This window comes from Humidesulfovibrio idahonensis (assembly GCF_054657715.1).
This window is the reverse complement of sequence record NZ_BAAHYE010000003.1, coordinates 1417477-1434504: the sequence shown is the minus strand read 5'-3', so window position 1 is coordinate 1434504 and position 17028 is coordinate 1417477. Positions and strand designations below refer to the sequence as shown.

General features: G+C 64.9%; 22 protein-coding genes. 11 read left to right on the top strand and 11 right to left on the bottom strand.

All coding sequences use genetic code 11. From position 1 onward, the window contains the following. The first annotated feature begins 10 nt into the window (after positions 1-10). From ACYQ4W_RS12790 to ACYQ4W_RS12765, 6 genes are all read left to right on the top strand, one after another. Positions 11-739 carry a class I SAM-dependent methyltransferase gene (locus ACYQ4W_RS12790; RefSeq protein ID WP_459857269.1) on the top strand — a complete coding sequence of 243 codons (729 nt, stop codon included), beginning with the start codon at positions 11-13 and terminating at the stop codon, positions 737-739. A gap of 133 nt (positions 740-872) precedes the next feature. After that, positions 873-1169, top strand: a complete 297-nt coding sequence (locus ACYQ4W_RS12785; protein ID WP_459857267.1) for an ElaB/YgaM/YqjD family protein — start codon at positions 873-875, stop codon at positions 1167-1169. A gap of 7 nt (positions 1170-1176) precedes the next feature. Further along, positions 1177-1551 (top strand): phage holin family protein, encoded by a 375-nt coding sequence (locus ACYQ4W_RS12780; RefSeq protein WP_459857265.1) that lies wholly within the window; start codon positions 1177-1179, stop codon positions 1549-1551. Continuing rightward, on the top strand, positions 1542-1742 hold the full coding sequence (locus tag ACYQ4W_RS12775) for a hypothetical protein (RefSeq protein ID WP_459857263.1): 201 nt from the start codon (positions 1542-1544) through the stop codon (positions 1740-1742). Before ACYQ4W_RS12780 ends, ACYQ4W_RS12775 begins: the two co-directional genes overlap by 10 nt. A 177-nt stretch (positions 1743-1919) precedes the next feature. Beyond that, positions 1920-2414 carry a transcription elongation factor GreA gene (gene greA / locus ACYQ4W_RS12770; RefSeq protein WP_459857261.1) on the top strand — a complete coding sequence of 165 codons (495 nt, stop codon included), beginning with the start codon at positions 1920-1922 and terminating at the stop codon, positions 2412-2414. Positions 2415-2731: 317 nt separating this feature from the next. Further along, positions 2732-3616 (top strand): polysaccharide deacetylase family protein, encoded by an 885-nt coding sequence (locus tag ACYQ4W_RS12765; RefSeq protein WP_459857259.1) that lies wholly within the window; start codon positions 2732-2734, stop codon positions 3614-3616. Positions 3617-3642: 26 nt separating this feature from the next. Here the strand turns inward: ACYQ4W_RS12765 and ACYQ4W_RS12760 are convergent, their stop codons facing one another. From ACYQ4W_RS12760 to ACYQ4W_RS12710, 11 genes are all read right to left on the bottom strand, one after another. Further along, the gene (locus ACYQ4W_RS12760; RefSeq protein WP_459857257.1) at positions 3643-4113 is read right to left on the bottom strand and encodes a DUF3795 domain-containing protein; all 471 of its coding nucleotides are present in this window, start codon (positions 4111-4113) and stop codon (positions 3643-3645) included. Between the two features lie 121 nt (positions 4114-4234). Then, entirely contained in the window at positions 4235-5374 is a 1140-nt protein-coding gene (locus tag ACYQ4W_RS12755; RefSeq protein WP_459857255.1) for a sensor histidine kinase, read from the bottom strand. A gap of 11 nt (positions 5375-5385) precedes the next feature. Then, positions 5386-5844, bottom strand: a complete 459-nt coding sequence (locus ACYQ4W_RS12750) for a response regulator (protein ID WP_459857253.1) — start codon at positions 5842-5844, stop codon at positions 5386-5388. A gap of 87 nt (positions 5845-5931) precedes the next feature. Then, complete coding sequence (locus ACYQ4W_RS12745; RefSeq protein WP_459857251.1) at positions 5932-6219, bottom strand: hypothetical protein; 288 nt, start codon at positions 6217-6219, stop codon at positions 5932-5934. 109 nt (positions 6220-6328) lie between these two features. Next, complete coding sequence (locus ACYQ4W_RS12740) at positions 6329-6955, bottom strand: hypothetical protein (protein ID WP_459857249.1); 627 nt, start codon at positions 6953-6955, stop codon at positions 6329-6331. A 10-nt stretch (positions 6956-6965) separates the two neighbouring features. Then, positions 6966-7364 carry a response regulator gene (locus tag ACYQ4W_RS12735; protein WP_459857247.1) on the bottom strand — a complete coding sequence of 133 codons (399 nt, stop codon included), beginning with the start codon at positions 7362-7364 and terminating at the stop codon, positions 6966-6968. Beyond that, the gene (locus tag ACYQ4W_RS12730) at positions 7361-9085 is read right to left on the bottom strand and encodes a sensor histidine kinase (protein ID WP_459857244.1); all 1725 of its coding nucleotides are present in this window, start codon (positions 9083-9085) and stop codon (positions 7361-7363) included. Before ACYQ4W_RS12730 ends, ACYQ4W_RS12735 begins: the two co-directional genes overlap by 4 nt. Then, positions 9078-9428, bottom strand: coding sequence for a NifB/NifX family molybdenum-iron cluster-binding protein (locus tag ACYQ4W_RS12725; protein ID WP_459857241.1), 351 nt, complete (start codon positions 9426-9428; stop codon positions 9078-9080). The genes ACYQ4W_RS12730 and ACYQ4W_RS12725 overlap by 8 nt, the downstream gene beginning before the upstream one ends. Positions 9429-9443: 15 nt before the next feature. Beyond that, the gene (locus tag ACYQ4W_RS12720; protein ID WP_459857239.1) at positions 9444-10736 is read right to left on the bottom strand and encodes a sigma-54 interaction domain-containing protein; all 1293 of its coding nucleotides are present in this window, start codon (positions 10734-10736) and stop codon (positions 9444-9446) included. Between the two features lie 69 nt (positions 10737-10805). Continuing rightward, complete coding sequence (locus ACYQ4W_RS12715; RefSeq protein ID WP_459857237.1) at positions 10806-11234, bottom strand: DUF1634 domain-containing protein; 429 nt, start codon at positions 11232-11234, stop codon at positions 10806-10808. Positions 11235-11316: 82 nt separating this feature from the next. Beyond that, a complete protein-coding gene (locus ACYQ4W_RS12710) occupies positions 11317-12330 on the bottom strand; it encodes a sulfite exporter TauE/SafE family protein (protein ID WP_459857235.1) in 1014 nt (337 codons plus the stop codon). A gap of 342 nt (positions 12331-12672) precedes the next feature. Between ACYQ4W_RS12710 and ACYQ4W_RS12705 the strand changes: the two genes are divergently transcribed. The 5 genes from ACYQ4W_RS12705 (at position 12673) to ACYQ4W_RS12685 (ending at position 16889) form a co-directional block, all read left to right on the top strand. Next, positions 12673-13740: a sigma-54 interaction domain-containing protein gene (locus ACYQ4W_RS12705; RefSeq protein ID WP_459857233.1), complete on the top strand. Its 1068-nt coding sequence runs from the start codon at positions 12673-12675 to the stop codon at positions 13738-13740. 258 nt (positions 13741-13998) lie between these two features. Continuing rightward, a complete protein-coding gene (locus tag ACYQ4W_RS12700; RefSeq protein WP_459857231.1) occupies positions 13999-14424 on the top strand; it encodes a hypothetical protein in 426 nt (141 codons plus the stop codon). Further along, positions 14421-14807, top strand: a complete 387-nt coding sequence (locus ACYQ4W_RS12695) for a response regulator (protein ID WP_459857229.1) — start codon at positions 14421-14423, stop codon at positions 14805-14807. Before ACYQ4W_RS12700 ends, ACYQ4W_RS12695 begins: the two co-directional genes overlap by 4 nt. Positions 14808-14895: 88 nt before the next feature. After that, positions 14896-16158 carry a sulfite exporter TauE/SafE family protein gene (locus ACYQ4W_RS12690; protein WP_459857226.1) on the top strand — a complete coding sequence of 421 codons (1263 nt, stop codon included), beginning with the start codon at positions 14896-14898 and terminating at the stop codon, positions 16156-16158. A gap of 2 nt (positions 16159-16160) precedes the next feature. Continuing rightward, positions 16161-16889: a hypothetical protein gene (locus tag ACYQ4W_RS12685; protein WP_459857224.1), complete on the top strand. Its 729-nt coding sequence runs from the start codon at positions 16161-16163 to the stop codon at positions 16887-16889. Positions 16890-17028: the final 139 nt, after the last annotated feature.

The window sequence follows — 17028 nt, the reverse complement described above, 5'->3', positions numbered from 1 at the left end:
CAGGCCGCTTATGGATTGGGACGCAGCCCATTATGAAGAGTGGTTCGCCACACCAGAAGGGCGCTTTGCCCTGGGGGCCGAGCGCCGCCTGCTGGACAGCGTTGTGGCCGAGTGGCCGCGCCGCAACCAGCGCGTGCTCGAAATCGGCTGCGGCACGGGCCTGTTCCAGCACATTTTGTTTGATGACGGCTTTTCCGTGGCCGGGCTGGACAAGTCTCCGGGCATGATCGCCGCGGCGCGCCGCCGGCTTGGCCCGGACGCGGAGCTCTACGTGGGCGATGGCGAAGCCCTGCCCTTTGCCGACAACGAGTATGACTTCTGCGTGCTGTGGACCGTGCTCGAATTTTGCGACGACCCCGGCAAAGCCTTGGCCGAGGCGGCGCGGGTGGCATCAAAGGGCCTGCTCATCGGCTTTTTGAACCGGCACTCGGCGTACTGGCTGGCGCGCGGCTGCGCCTGGCCCTGGAACCGCGGGCACCTGCTCTGCGGCGCGCGCTGGTTCACCTGGCCGGAAATGCGGGCCCTGGCCCTGGTGCACACGGGCAAAACGCCCGCGCGCACGCGCTCCGTCCTGCCTGGCCCGCCCTGCACCTGGAAGAACTCCCAGCCGTGGCGTTTTGCCAACAACCTGGTGCTGCCCCCCATGCTGGGCGCCATGTGCGCCATGCGCATAGACCTTGTGGATTACCAGCCCCTCACGCCCATTTACGCCTGGAGCACGGAGCCGGGCATCGGCTAGGCCGGAGGAGCGCAAAACGCGTTGCAATCTTTTGCCAATTGTCCCGCCAAGCCTTGACAGAGCCAGCCTGTGCGGGCGATTATCGCACAGTCTTACAAACAGCGACACCATCCACTGACGGAAGGAGGCCCTTATGTTTAAGGACAGCGCCCACAGCGAGGAAATGGCTCAGGAACTGCGTGAAGTCATCAGCCACGCCCAGAAGCTCATCGAAGCCACGGCCGGCGAGATTGACGACCGCACCCGCGCCGCGCGCGCCGTGCTTGAAGAGCGTCTTGCCGTCGCCAAGGTCAAGTGCGGCGAGCTGGAAGGCCATCTCAAGAACCGCCTGCAGGACACGGACAAGATCATCCGCGAGAAGCCGTATTACGCCATCGGCGGCTCCTTTGTCGTCGGGCTCATGCTCGGCTGGCTCATGGGCCGGAAGTAGGCGCGACATGGGCTTGCTCCTGGAGGACCTGGACCTCGGCGGCACCTCGGGGCGTGTCGCCGCGGCCCTGGCGCAGACCGTCAAAGACCGCATTGAGCTGCTTGGGCTTGAGCTGCGCGAGGACAAGATCCGCCTGGTGCAGATCCTGATCCTGTCGTGCTGCGGGGTGGTCTTCGCCCTTCTGGGGCTTATTCTGGGCGTGCTGACCTTCCTTGCGCTGCTCCCCGTGGAATGGCGCGTGGCTGGCATGGGGGTGCTTACAGGCATCTGCTTCGTCGCGGCCGCGTGGGCCTTTGTGGGCATCAAGCGGCGCCTGGCGGGCAGAAACCACATGTTCGCCCAGACCCTGGCGGAACTGGAGAAGGACAAGTCATGTTTCTAGACGCGGAACTCGAAGGCGTGACCAAGGCCAAGGCGCGGATCGCCGTGCAGGCCGACCTGCGCCGTCAGGTGATTCAGCTTGAGGTGCTGGCGCTGCGTTCGCGCGTGCGCCGGGCCGCCTCCGGCATCAGCCTTGGCTTGGGGCTGGCGGGCAAGGTGTTCGATTACATCATCGCCCGCCGCAAGCGCTAGGCCAGGGCCGCAGGCGTCGGTAGCCCCGGGTTGCGCGGCTTGACCCTCGGCTTTTGTTGTTCTATGTGACGAATGTATTTGGCAGGCGGCCTGCGGGAGGTCCTCGCAGGCTTCTTGTTGTTTTGTCCAGACCAAAGTTGCGGCGCATTGCGCCGCGTGATGCAAGAGAGGCAGCACATGTCGAGTCTACCCATTTCCCAGGAAGGCTATAAGCTCATGAAAAAAGAGCTTGAGAGCCTGAAGAAGCAGCGTCCCGAAGTCTCCGAGGCCATCCGCTTGGCCCGCGAGGAAGGCGACCTGAAGGAAAACGGCGGCTACCATGCCGCGCGCGAGCGTCAGGGCTTGATGGAGGCGCGCATCAACTTCATCGAAAGCCGGATGCACAAGTACAATGTCATCGACATGAAGACCCTCGGCGGCGACAAGATCAGCTTTGGCGCCACGGTGGAGCTTGAGGACGTGGATTCCGGCGAGAAGAAGCTGTACACCCTGCTCGGCCCGGACGAGACCGGATTCTGCAAGGGCAGCGTGTCCATCCTGTCTCCCGTGGGCCAGGCCCTGCTCGGCAAGAGCGAGGGCGACGAGGTGGTCATCATCGTGCCGCGCGGCCGCGTGGAGTACGAGGTTCTGAGCATCGCCTTCAACGGTCCGGCCATCACCATCACCGAGTAGCCCCGCCTTCTTCGCGGCGTTTTCTGCCGTTCGACCAAATGCACCCCTCCGTCTCCAGCCGCAGTCCGCACCACGCCGCAAGGCGTTTCGGCGGCCCTGCGGCTGGAGGCGCGGGCATGATGCGCGCCGCCTTTGGGACGCAAGGAGCAGGACCAATGCGCTCTCGTTTGACGACCTTGACCTTGTTGTTGGTGTCGATTGCGGTCTTGCTTTGCCCTGCGCCGTCCTCCGCCGGCGAAGCTCTTTCGTCGGGGGCTGGGAGCCCGCTGAGGCTCTGGACTGCGGCGCAATTGGCAGAGCCGCTTGACCCCGCCAGAATGCGCGCCGAGCGCGCCATCCGGCACCTGTCGAAAGCCGACGCGGCTGCTCCCGTGCGCACCTCCCAACGGGCCGCGTTGCCAGCCCTGCCCGAGACCCAGCGCGGCATCATCCGCCGGGTGGCCTTGCCAGAGGGCGACCGCCGCGTGGCGTTGACCTTCGACCTCTGCGAGCGGACTGTACACGTCACCGGCTATGACGCCCGGCTGGTGGACGCCCTGCGCGCCGCCAACGCCAAGGCGACCTTCTTCGCCGGGGGCAAATGGCTGCGGTCCCACCCGGAGCGCGCCATGCAGCTCATGGCCGACGGCCGCTTCGAGCTTGGCAACCACTCCTGGGCCCACGCCAACATGGCCGTGGCCCCAGTGGCCTTCCGCCGTCAGCAGGTGGAATGGACCAGCGGGCAGTTCGATCTACTGCGCGAGGAGTTGGACCAGAGGCTTGCGGCGCGCGGGCTGCCCACCTCTGGACGCGGTCCGCTGCGGCTGTTCCGTTTGCCGTATGGGCGCGGCGGGGCGGATGTGGCCCAGGATCTGAACGCTCAGGGGTATGCGGTCATCCAGTGGGATGTCGTCGGCGAGGGCGGCTGCGGCGACGCCCAGCGGCGGGCCCAAGCCCTGGCCGAGGCCGTGCGGCCCGGCTCCATCGTGCTGCTGCACGCCAACGCCGTGCCCAAAGACACGGCCGAGCTGGTGCGGCACCTGCTGCCGCTTCTGGCGGCCAGGGGCTATGCCACGGCCACGGTGAGCGAACTGTTGTCCGCAGGCAAGGCGGAGACAGTGGATGAGGGGTACTTCACCACGCCCGGCGACAACGAGGTTTATGACGCCATGTTTGCGGGATATGGCACGGGCGGACGGGTTCACGCCGTGAAAGGGCGCTGAGGAGATGTGCGAAGGGGCTGCCGCGCCTAGGGATACCGGGGCCGCAGGCGCATGAGCTCAAGATATTCCGCAGGGCCTTTGTCGCGGAGTATCTCGCCGTTTTTCCGCCAGCGCGCAACGAGCCCGGCGGGCAATCCCGGCTCTTCGCAGGGAAAGTCCGGGCACAGGCCGCAAAAATCGAGTTCCCGCTTTATCGCGCACTCGCGCACGCCGCAGTCGCCCAGAAGGCAGCCGCCGTCGCGGCAGCCCTTGCATGACCCCTGGGAGAGGAACTCCAGCAGGCCGGAGAATTCCTGGTACTGACCGAACGCCGGGTTCATGGCCGCCATGCGTTCGGCATAGGCGGCGAAATTCGGGCCGAGCAGGTCGCGCAGGGCGCGCGCATGGCTGCGGATTGCGCCGCCGGTGAAGGCCAGACAGCCCCCGCAGTACAGCCCGCAAGGCGCCACAAGCCGCAGAAGCTCAGAACGTGATGGGGGCAGGGAATTGAAGGGCATGCGGTCCTCCAGTCGTATTCGCATGAATCAATATGCGAAATGCCGGATCAGGCCAACACGCAAAAATACGGATTTTTCGCAGGGACCGGAGAGAACGGCGGCTGCCTGGGCCCAACGCGGTTCAGCAGGGCAGGGAGACCAGCACCTTGGCGCCTTGCCCGGGCTGGCTCGTGATGTCGATGTCGCCGCCAAGGGCTTTGAGCGTGCCGTAGCTGACGGAAAGGCCGAGCCCCGTGCCCTGGCCGACTTCCTTGGTGGAGAAGAAGGGCTCGAAGACGCGCGGCAGGTGCGCGGGCAAAATGCCGCAACCGGTGTCCTCTATGTCGATGCGCGCCTCGCGGTTTTGGGCCGTGGCGCGCACGGTGAGCATGCCGCCGCCGGGCATGGCGTCCAGGGCGTTGTCCAGAATGTTGCCGAGGGCGGTGGAAAGGTCTGTGCCGGGCAGCCCCGCCGTGGGCAGGGTGAGCAGCGGGAGTTCCGTGGAGATCTCCGCCCGCAACTGCACGCCGGAGGCCGCCAAGCGTTCCGCGCGTTCCGCCAGCAGTCCGTTCAAAAGCGCCCGCAGGTCGAGGGAGGCCTCTGCCGTGGCGGCGCGGCCCGTGGCCGCATCCTTGTGGCACAGGCACAAAAGCTTGGCGGTTATCTGCTTGCAGCGCTGCCCGTGCTCGCGCATTTTCCGGGCAGAGTCCTGCATCTCGCCCAAAGTGCCGGCCTGGGCGGGCAGCAGGCTAGAAGACTTCATCTCCGCGCGCAGATCGCCCACAAGGTCTTCCAGCCAGCCGGCCAGGTTGACCATGGTGTTGACGGGGTTGTTGATCTCGTGGGCGACGCCCTCCGCCATTTGGCCCAGGGCGGCCATTTTGGCGGTTTCGGCCATGCGCAGGCCTTCCAGGCGTTCCTCGCGGCGGTCCTGGGCGCGCAGGATGGCCTCGGCCAAGCGTTCGATGGGCACCGGCTTCACCAGATAGTCCGAGGCGCCGAGCTTCATGCCGGTCACGGCCGTGGCCAAGTCGTTTTGCCCCGTGAGCATGAGCGCCTCGACCTGCGGCTTGAGCTTTTTGAGCTCGCGCAGCAGCGAGAGCCCGTCGATGCCGGGCAGGTTCACGTCGAGCACGGCCACGTCGAGCTCCAGCTCGGCGGCCAGGCGCAGGGCATCCTCGCCATCGTAGGCGGTCTTGACCTGGAATCCCCGCGCCTGGAGCCGCTCAGCCAGCAGATCGGCAAAGTCGCGCTCGTCATCCACCAGAAGGACGGCGTTCATGCGTCCCCCGGCTACTTCTTGTTACCCTCTTTCATCACCTTGTCGGCTTCATCGAAGTCGCCGGCTTCGGCAAAGGTGGCGGCCACCATCATGTCTTCCATCTTCTGGCGGTAGGCGCCCTTGATGCTCTTCACCAGGCGGTCGATGTCCACGGGCTTCTTGTGGTATTCGTACGCGCCGAGCTGCATGCAGATTTCCTGGTCCTGCTCGGAGCCGTGGCCGGTGAGCACGATGACCTGGACATGGGGATGCGCCTTCTTGACCTTGCGCAGCACTTCGACGCCGTCGATGCCGGGCATGCGCAGGTCGAGAACCATGACGTCCGGAGCCTCGTCCTTGACCATCTCCAGGGCGGTTTCGCCGTCATGGGCCACTTCAGAGCCCATGTCGCGCATGTTCATGCGTTCGGCCAGGGTGTTGACGAAATTCTCCTCGTCGTCGACCAGCAGCAGCTTGATCTTCTTGCTCATGTGCACTCCTTGTTTGGGCGCGTGGTGCGCGCCCGGTTCCGGGGGCCCAGGGCGGACCCGGAGCCCCCGGTTTTGGCGTGTTAAGGCTTAGGCCTCGGCCAGGCCGTAGGCCACATGCACTCCGCCAAGCCCCACGGATTCGAGGAACCCGCAGACTTGAACCGGAGGCGTGAGCCGCTTCGGCGCGCAGCCCAGCATTTCCAGGGCCACGCCGTGGCAATCGGCCTCGGCAAAGGCGGCGGCGGCGAATACATCCGACACGCTGACGCCGCAGTTCGTCACACCGGCCAACTGCATGGCCGTCTCGTTCTCGCCGGCCTCGGCAAAGGCCATTCCGGCGAAGCTGTCCTCAAGTCTCTTGAGCATTCCGAGCATAACGTCCTCCTTCTGGCCGGGGCTATGGCGTGCACTCCGCGCCCGCGGCAATGTGAAGTCAAGCTGCTACCTTGGAATGCTACTCCTCTTTAACCAGAAATCAAGGGGCTCAAGCCTGGGCTTTGGGCAGCGAAAGCACGATCCCCTCGCCATTGGGGCCGGGGCACAGGCCAACGCCAAGGGTTTTGGCGCAGGCGGCCAAGTCCGCATACTCGGGCTGGCCCCGCAGGGCCTCGAACGCAGGTGAGCCGACGCGCGCCACGGCGAGCCCGCCCTGCTCCTCCACCGAGAGCATGAGCTTGGCGTCGCGCGGGAGCAGCGGCAGGGCGCAGTCGACGGCGAGTCCCGCCAGATCCATGACCTCCACGGCGCGCAGCGAGGTGCGCAGGCCGGTGCGGCCCGGGGCAAGGGCCAAGCTCACCCGGAAGCGCGCGGCCGTGCGGCGGAAAAGCCCCACCAGGGCGCGCAGGGCGTCGTTCACCTCGCAACCCGTGGGGCTGGGCTCCGGGGAATGCGCGCAGTAGTTGAGCTGCTCGGAAAGCTGCATGCCGCGCTCCACCTGCTCGGAAAGCACGCCAAGGCCGCGCTTGAAGCGCTCCGCGTGGGCGAAGTTCTCTCCGCCCATGGCCAGCAGGTCTTCCATGAGTCCGGAGGACTCGCGGATGGTGGCGAGGATGTTCTGCATCTCGTGGGTGGCGTGGGCCGTCAGCCGGCCCATGAATAGCGCGTCGCGCATGGTCTTGCCCCTATTGGCCGAGCTTGGCGGCCTTGCTGGCGTAGTCGATGGCCGACTCCATCTTCTCGATGAGCGTGTCGATGTTGAGCGGCTTCATCATGTAGTCGAAGGCGCCCAGACGCATGCCCTCTATGCCGTCGCGGGTGCTGCCGTGGCCGGTCAAAAGCAGCACCTGCACGTTCGGGTTGGTGCGCTTCACGCGTTCCAGCACTTCAAGGCCCTTGATGCCGGGCATGAGCACGTCGAGGATCATGACGTGGGGCTCGTCCTCGGCAACGGCCAGCAGGGCGGACTCGCCGTCGAAGACCACGCGCGCGCCTATGCCCCGCAGCTCAAGGCGTTCGGCCAGGGTGGTGATGAATTCGTGCTCGTCGTCAACGAGCAAAATCTTCCAGTCTTTCGTGTTCATGCCAATGCCTCGCGCTGCCCTATGGGCAGGGTGATGGTGAGCGTGGTGCCGACGCCCGTGGTGGACTCAACGGCGATCTCGCCGCCAAGGCGTTTTACGATGCCGTAGGTGATGGACAGGCCGAGGCCCGTGCCCTTGCCCTTCTTGGTGGTGAAAAACGGTTCAAAGATGTGCTTCAGGGTTTCGTCGCTCATGCCGCAGCCGTTGTCCTTCACGGTGACGCACACGCCGTCGGATTCGGGCCTGGCCGCGGCCTCGATGACGCCGCCGTCCGGCACGGCCGCCAGGGCGTTGTTGAAGAGGTTCAGGAACACCTGCTGGAGCTGGCTGCGGTCGGAAACGATGCGCGGCAGGAGCGGGTCGATGTCCAGGCGCACATCCACCTTGCGGTGCATGGCCTCGTTGGACAGGAAGCTGGCGGTCTCGGCGATGAGCTCGCCCAAGTCCAACTCCTCGTTCGTCACGTCCATGCGGCGGGCAAAACCGAGCATGCGGTGGGTGATGCCCCGGCAGCGGTCCACGGCACGCAGAATGCTTTCCACCTGGGCCAGAATCTTGCCCTTGGCCGGAAACTCGTCCTGCATGGACAGGATGTCCTTCATGAGCCCGGCTTTCTCGTTGATGATGGCCAAGGGGTTGTTGACCTCGTGGGCCACGCCCGCGGCCAGCCGGCCGATGCTTGAAAGCTTCTGCGAGTGCTCCACCTCGCGCAGGGCAAGCTCGCGCCGGTCCTCGGCCTCCTTCATGCGCCGGATGAGCGCGTCGGTGACGCCGACGGCGGCCAGAAGCACCAGGGCCACGCCCACGGCGAAGATGAACAGCAGGTCGCCGCGCACCGTGTACCAGGTCTTGAGCACGCTGGCCTTGGGCTTGACGGCCATGAGCACGAAATCGGCCTCCGGGAAGTAGGCATAGGAGAGGAAGACATCGCGCCCAAGGGGATCGATCATCTGCAGCACGGTTGGCTCATAGGTCTGCGGCGGCAGCGGGAAGGAAAGCTTCTCCAGCACCTTGCCGTAGTTGTTGGAGCTGGTCTGCATCAGCCCCTGGGTGTTCACCAGAAAGGCGTCGGCGTCGGGCTCCAGGCTCATGCTGGCGATGATGCGCTCGAACTGCCGGGTGTCGAGGGTGGCGCGCAGAATCCACACGCGGCCGTCCTCGGTCATGTGTTGCACGGCGATGATGACGTGGGGAAACTTGCGGTAGCCCATGAACACGTCGCTGACGTACTTGCCCTTGAGGCGCACCTCTTGGAACCAGCGCTGCTCGGCGTAGTTCTTGCCCTTGAGGGCATAAGGCCCGACGTAATTGATCTGGTTGCCGTGGGCGTCGATGAGCCCCAGGTCCACGAAGCCGTCGAACTCCTTCTTCATGACCGTGAAGATGCGCGCGAGCTTGTTTTCGTCGGCCAGTTCGCCGTAGCTGTAGGCCGAGGCGATGAGGCTGACCGTGGAGGTGCGCTCGGCCAGGAACAGCTCGAAGGAGTTCTTGGTCTTGTTCACCAGCACGCGCAGGGGGTTCTGGATCTCCTTGGTCATGGCGTTCTGGTGCTCGTAATAGTTGAGCACGGCCATGACCGAGAGGGGAATGAGCGACGCCGCCACGATGAGGGCGATGATCTTGCGGCGAAGCATGGTGTAGCGCTCCGGCGAAACCGCCTCGTCCACGTCGCTTTGCAGTTCGCGCAGGGGATGTTTGATGAGCGCCGCGAGCTTACGCATGCTCCCCCCTCGGGAACAGGATGTCCCCGGACTCCAGCTCGCCGCGCAGGTAGCGGGCCAGGGCGTCCTCGGCCAGTCCGGCAATGCCGTCCAGCACGTCCAGGCGCTTCCAGCGCAGGTAGTGGTAGTGTTCTTCTTCCATGCCGCCGGTAATGAGCACAGCCACTTCCCGGTCCAAAATGAGGTCGCAGAGGTCGTCGGCGCTGGCGTGGGCCAGCACGAGCTCCTGCCTGCGCACCTCGCGGTTGTCCGCGTCCACGGTGACGAGAAGCACTTCGCTCGCCAGGTCGAAACGCGGGGCGACTTCGTTGCGGTACAAGGTCACGAGGATTTTTTTAGCCATGACGCGCGCCTCCCCTTAGACCTTTTTCCGGGCGTGCTTGACGCGCGCGGCGGAGGAGTTGGCGGCCGGATCATCGGCGGGCGGGGCGGCCTGGGGAAAGCGCACGTGCGGCGGCAGGTGGTCGGGCAGGACCACGTCGCCCGCGCAGACCATTGCCGCGTATTCGACCATGTTGCGCAGCTCGCGCACGTTGCCGGGATAGTCGTAGGCCGAGAGCAGCGAGAGCGCCTCGGCCGAGAAGCCCAGCACCTGCTTGCGGAACTTGGTGGCGTAAATGCCCAGGAAGTGCGCGAGCAGGAACTGCACGTCCTCGCCGCGCTCGCGCACGGGGGGCAGGTGCAGGCGCACGGCGTTGAGCCGGTGGAACAGGTCCTCGCGCAAGAGCCCGGCCTTGACGAGGGCTTCGGGGTCGCGCCCGGTGGCGGCCACCACGCGCACGTTGAGGCGCATGGGGCGTTCGCCTCCTGCGGGCACCACGGCCTTTTCGTCCAGCAGGCGCAGCAGGCGGCCCTGCTGGGCCAGGGGCATGTCGGCGATTTCAGAAAGATAGAGCGTGCCGTTTTGTGCCAGCTGGAACTTGCCGGGCCTGGGCGCGTTGCTCTCGCCCGATCCGCCTGCCTGGCCAAAGAGCTCCACGTCGAGCAGGGCCTCGGGCATGGGCGTGGCGTTCACGCGCACGAAGCTCTCGCGGGCGCGGGGGCTGGCCCGGTGCAGGGCCTCGGCGAGCAGGTCCTTGCCCGTGCCGGACTCGCCCGTCAAAAGCACGGTGGCGTCGCTTGCGGCCACGGCGGGCAGAATGCGCAGCAGGTGCTCCATGGCGGAGCAGCGGCCCACGATGGCGCCGGGGCCGGCCGTGCGCGTGAGCCGCGCCTCCAGCTCCTTCAGCGCGGTCAGGTCCTCAATGACATCGAGCGTGCACAGAAGATCGCCGCCCTTGTCGAGCACGGGCACGCTGGTGAGGCGCACCGGCACCTTGCGGCGGTGGCGGTTGATGAGCGTGCCCTCGCGGCTTTCCGCCTCGCACACGGGTATTTCGCTCTTGGCGCAGGCCACGCGCGGGCAGGCATGCAGGCAAAAGCTGCCGCGCAGCACATGCCGGCAGGGCACGCCGGCCACTTCCTCGCTGGTGTAGCCGGTAAGGCGCTCCAGCACGCTGTTCATGAACAGCGTGCGCCGCTCGCGATCAAGCACGGCCACTCCGAAAGGAAGGGCGCGCAGGATGTGCGGCAAATCGGCCCGATCCAAGCCGGCGGCGATGAGCCCGGCAAAGGGGGCCAAGGAAACGCTTGATGCCAAGGTGTTTTCCACGTTCATCTCCTCCAGGGGGGAAGTGCGCTTGTGTGCGGGCGCACTCCCCCTGCCCGGAAGGGCTGGAGGCTAGTGCCCGCCGCTGTTGACGAGGCCGGATGCGGCCAAAGCCAGCACCAGAATCTCGGCCAGAGCCATGAAGGCGAAACCTTTTTCGCCACGCTTGAGCATGGCTGGAATAAGCGGAATGTAGCAAACAAGAGTCATGGCCGCCAGGAGCACTATGCCCACGAAGTTGAGGAAGTCACCACTTCCGATAAGCGAGACCCAGCCCCAGCCGTGGGGCACATGGCCGAGCTCAAGGTAGGTGTTCACCGGCTGCGACCAGAGCAGCGGGACCTCCTTCAGGGGCACGTGCGGCGTGATGATGCCCGTGACATACAATATGTAGGTGACGGCCATGATGGCAAGGCCGCTCCAGGAGCCGTAAAACAGCATGTTGGCGTAGGTTATCTGCGCGGGCGAGGCCTTGCCATCGTGCTTCATCTTTTCGCTCATCGTCTTTCTCCTTATGGATGCGCTACCGGGCCGAATACGCCGGCCCGCGAATTGTCGTGAAGAAATGCGCGTGGTGCGCGGATTAGATGCCCAAGCCCTTCATGAGAGCCTTGCCGCCCGCCAGGAGCAGCACGCCGATGACCATGTACCGGATGAAGGTGGGCTTGGCCTTGGCCAAGAGCCGCACGCCGACAAAGGATCCCAGCATGAGGCCGATGATGCTCGGAATGGCCATGAGCGGGATGACGCAGCCCTTGTTCAGGTAAACCCAGGCGGCGGAGGTGTCGGTGATGGAGAGCAGGAACTTGCTGGTGCCCACGGCCACCTTCAGGGGTGCGCCCATGAGCAGGTTCAGCACCGGGACGTTGGCCCAACCGGCGCCCAGGCCGAACATGCCGGCCATGATGCCGATGATGACGAACAGCAGAAGGCCGGGCAGGGTGCGGTGGGTCTTCCATTGCACCAGTTCGCCCGTGGCGGGGTCGTTGTAGGCTCCATCCATGCCCAGGGCCATGCTCAGCGCGTCCTGCTTGGTCACCACGGGGTGGGCGGTGTTTTTAGACACCAGAAGCAGCACGGCGATGAACATGATGGTGCCGCCCAAGCAGAGCTGGACCACGTTGGTCGGCAGCGCCATGCCAAGATATGCGCCTACGATGGCGCAGGAGGAGGCGATGAGCGCCACGGGCATGGCCAGGCGCAAGCTGGCGAAGTTGCGCTTCAGCAGGCCGGGACCGGCCGCCAGGGCGCCTGCCAGGGCCACCATGAGGCCCGCGCCGCGCACGAAGTCGAGGTGGAAGGGAAAGAATCCGCTCACCAGGGGCACATACAAAACGCCGCCGCCGACACCGGCCAGCACGGCGATGATGCCGAGGATGAAGCAGAAGAACAGCAGCACGGTGGGCCACACCCACCAGGCGATGCCCGTCTCGGCGCCAAGGTGGGCCGCGCTTTGAGCCACTTCGGCGCCGGCATTGGCCACCGCGCCGGAAACGGCTTCGTTGCCGGAGGCAAAGGCGGCCACGGCAAAGAGCAGCACGCCGAACAACACGAACAGGGCGATTTTCGCCGGGAGACTCAGTCGATCCATCTTCATTCCCGCTCCTCTGAATCATCTCTGGATTGCCCAGCCTGCCTCGCCGGCCCTCGGCCCGCGCAGTGGACGCCCCCTCTTTATCAAGAAGCGGGCCAATAGCTAACATATTGAAATTACATGCTTGACTCTGTTTGTTGAAGCATGTAAACGGCAAGAACTTGCCGCATGGGCGGCAAGGACGTGCCGCAAGCGCGTGTTTGGCGACCCTGAGGCGCAATGTTGCGGACAAAGATGTTCGCCACTGCCGGCCCCAGAGCGCAAAACGCACGCAGCAGCCCCGCCAAGCCCGGCGGAAACGCCCACACTGCGCGGATATCCGCGAAAAGTGCGAGGAAGTTCATCATGATGGATCCGCGCGCCTATGGCGGCAAGATTTTGCCGCAGATGCTGGAGGCCGACCCCGAGGCCAGCGCCGCCATGCACGAGGCCGGGTTGCTCTTCCGGTCCGAGGCCATGCGCGCGCTGTATCGCGTGGCCATACAGGTGGCCGGCAGCGACGCGCCGGTGCTTTTGACGGGCGAGTCCGGCACGGGCAAGGAGATTTTCGCCCGGCTGCTGCACACCCTGAGCAACCGCAGCGGCCGCCCTTTTGTGCCGGTGAACTGCGGCGTGCTGACGGGCGAGCTCTTTGCGGACAAATTCTTTGGGCACGAGCCCGGCGCCTTTACCGGGGCCACACGGCTGCAGAAGGGCAGTTTCGAGCTGGCGGCGGACGGCACGCTGTTTCTCGACGAGGTGGGGGAGATCCCGCTTACCAACCAGGTGGATTTTTTGCGCGTGCTGGAGGAGCGGACCTTCAAGCGCCTGGGCGGCGAAAAGGACCTCGGCTTTCGCGCGCGCATCGTGGCCGCCACCAACCGCTCCCTGCCCGAAATGGTCCGCGCCTCGCGCTTCCGGGCGGATCTGTTCTACCGCCTGAACGTCATTCCCATAGCCTTGCCCTCCCTGCGGGAACGCAGCGACGATGTCGCGCCCCTGGCCGAGTACTTCCTTTGGTTGTTCGGGCACCACTACCATCGGCCGAACCTTCAGCTTTCGCCGGAGGCCATGGTGCTGCTCGGCCGGCACCATTGGCCGGGCAACGTGCGCGAGCTGAAGAACCTTATGGAGCGCGTGGCCCTGTTGCACAAGACCGACGAGCCCGTGCGCCCGGAGGACCTGCCCCTGGAGATGCGGTTGGAGCTGGGCCACGAGCTGCATCCGAATCTTCACCCCGCCTCCCCGCACCACCACCACGCGGAGCCGGAGGAATTGAACCTGGACGCCGTTGTCCGCTGCGCGGAAATAGGGGCCATGATGCGGGCCTTCAAGCACGCGGGCGGCAGCAAGCAGCGCACGGCCGAGCTTTTGGGCATCAGCCCGCGCACCCTGCGGCACAAGCTCGCCCAGTACAGCCTCAAGCTGGAGTGACCGCAGATCCGGACTCCGGCCTGCCGCGCAAAACTCCGGCTTTGTCCTGCCTCGTTGTATCGTTTTATTTCCCTCCATCTTGTCTGTTTTTCCATAGATCCATGCCGCGTTTAACGGACTGTAAAAAAAGCTGACACCATTCGGGGGCGGCGGGTGTCGCCCGCGCCGACACCTGGTCTACAAGTATCGTGATTTAAACATGTTGCGTGTGTTCCTCCCGTGGCATGGGAATTGCCTTTACCGAGGCCAGGAGCACCCATGTCAGTTGTACCCCGCCTCGACATCGCCATCATGGACAGAAACCCGCACGTTCGGGAGTTTCTCTGTCGCGAGCTGGCAGGGTTGGGACATGCGGCAAGCGCCTTGACGAGTCCCGTCAGTCTGCTGGAGGCCCTGTGCGGGCCGACGCCCCCGCAGGTGCTGGTGCTTGATCCGGAAGCGGCGGGCACCCGCCTGCCCGAAGTCGCCAAACGCCTGCGGGACCGCGCGGCCCAGGTGGCGGTTGTGCTGCACGTGTTCGAAGGGGCCGACCCTCAGCCCGGTTTTGATGGCGCGCTTGTGGTGGAAAAGCAGCCGGACATGGGGGCGCTCAAGGCAGCCCTAGCCTCCCTGGCCGCGCATATTTCCCGGCTTTCTGAGGCCGACGACGCACTGCGGCTGCGCCAAACGCGGGAGCGGGCATGAAGGTGCTTCTGGTTGATGACGAACAGGATTTCCGCGAGACCCTGGCCAAGCGCCTGGGCCGCCGCAACATCGAGGCCGCCACGGTTGGCAGCGCGGTGGAGGCGCTGGCCTGGCTCAAGGAGTCTTCCGGGGTGGACGCCGTTGTGCTGGACGTGAAGATGCCCGGCATGGACGGCATCGAGGCCCTGAAGCACATCGCGGCCAGCCACCCTGGCGTGGCCGTGCTCATGCTTTCCGGCCACGCCCATGTGGAGACGGCCATGAAGGGCCTGGAGCTGGGCGCTTTCGATTATCTGATGAAGCCCGTGGACATTGAGGAGCTTGTGTTCAAGCTCCAAGACGCCTGCGAGCACAAGGCACTTAAGGGCAAGACCGCCTCGTAGCGGGACGCCTGTTTTGTGGGGCAACGACTCGGGATTGCCAGACCGCAGTTCCGGTGAACCGACAACGTTTAGCATGGAGGAGAGATTGATGGGATTCAGTAGAGATCTCTACGAGATGATGAAGCAGGGTGCCATCGCCCAGGCGAAATGGGACATGGAGATGTCCCTGTCCATCCTGCACAACAGAAAGAAGATGCTGCTTCTGGCGCTCATGATCGTGCCCATCTTCGTCATCAACTACGCGTTCGCTTCCGACTTCATCGGCAGCAAGCACGCCTACGGTCCTGCCTTCTACTCCGACACCATCTTCCTGGTGTCCATCGGCATCGGCCTGGCGGCCGGCCTCATCACCGGCTGCATCGGCGCCGGCGGCGGCTTCATCATCACCCCGGCGCTCATGGCCGCGGGCGTCAAAGGCATCCTGGCCGTCGGCACGGACATGTTCCACATCTTCGCCAAGGCCATCATGGGCACCGCGGTGCACAAGAAGCTTGGCAACGTGTCCATGAAGCTGGCCATCTGGTTCCTCATCGGCTCCACGGGCGGCACGTTCGTCGGCGGCGCCATCCAGAACGGCCTGTACAAGAAGGACCCCATTCTTTCCGACCTGTTCATCAGCCTGGTGTACGGCGTCATCCTGGGCTTCCTCGGCTTCTACGCCCTGTTCGACTTCCTGAGCGCCAGCCGCGCCAGCAAGAAGCCCGGCGCGGTGAGCGGCGACGCCCACGGCGGCCCCTCCGGCACCACGGGCCTGGCCACCAAGCTGCAGAACTGGAAGCTCGCCCCCATGATCACCTTTGACGAGGACTTCGTTCCCGGCGGCAAGCAGATCTCCGGCTGGATCGTGGCCGTGGGCGGCCTCATCGTCGGCATGCTGGCCACCCTCATGGGCGCCGGCGGCGGCTTCGTCACCTTCCCCATGTTCGTGTACGTGTTCGGCGTTTCCTCCATGACCACCGTCGGCACCGACATCCTGCAGATCATCTTCACCGCGGGCATCGGCTCCATCACCCAGTACGCCATCTACGGCTTCGTGTTCTACTCCCTGGCCATGGGCATGCTGCTCGGCTCCCTTCTGGGCATCCAGATCGGCGCGCTGACCACCAAGGTCGTCAAGGGCATCCACATCCGCGGCTTCTACGCCATCAGCATCCTGGCCGGCTTCGTCAACCGCGTTGCCACCCTGCCCAAGAAGCTTGTGGAGCTCGGCTACCTGAACCTTTCCAAGGACATGATCAACGGCATCGAGATGGTTGGCAACTGGCTGTTCTGGGCGGTTGTGGCCTTCTTCGGCGTCTGGGTCTTCTTCAAGTTCTTCTCAAACATCGGCAAGCTTCGCGGGGAGGCCTAACCATGCTGGTTCATAACAAAGGACTGTTCGTTAAGGGGCTGACGCTGCTCGGATCCTTCTTCGTCGTGCTGTTTTTCATCTTCTCGCCCGTCATCACCGATGAGCAGGGCAAGAAGGTCAACGGCCTCACGTATTCCGACGAGCTGTTCAACAGCCTCGCCAAGGGTTCCGCCTATTACATTCCGGACGTGAGCAAGAAGCTGACGGGCATTGACGGCAAAACCGTGGACATCACCGTGAAGCAGAAGGACGAGGCCGCCGCGGCCGACGCCGCCAAGCTGGTGACCCTGGCCGGGCTGACGGCCGAAGCCAAGGACAACAGCGTCCACATCACCGGCGACCTGGGCAAGATGCTCACCGTGGTGGTGAGCGCTTCCGACAAGCTGTACATGAATGACGCCGATTCGGTTGGCGCCATGTTCGGCGGCGGCGACGGCATGAAGACCATGAAGACGTGGTGGGGCGTTCTGAACCCCATGGTGAAGGAGCTGCAGAAGCAGAAGAAGGTCGAAGAGGCCGACGCCGTGGCCATGGTCAACGCCAAGGCCATTGAGCCCGCCTACAACTTCTTCGGCATCAAGGGCGAGAAGGTTTCCGAGCGCGCCGGCGTGGCCGCTGGCCTCCTGTTCTTCTACGTTCTGTACACCATGTGGTATGGCTACGCCATTTTCGACATCTTCAACGGCATCGGCCTGTCCATGAGCAAGGCCAAGGTGAAGCAGGAAGCCTAGTCTTCCCGCCGCCTGACAAAAGACCAAGCACCCCCGGTGACCCTATGGCTGCCGGGGGTGCTTTTGTGTTCGGCGCAGGGGCAGGGCGGTCGCCAGCCCCGTAGTCCCGCCGGTTGTGGTCCGAGTTCGCGCGGGCCAG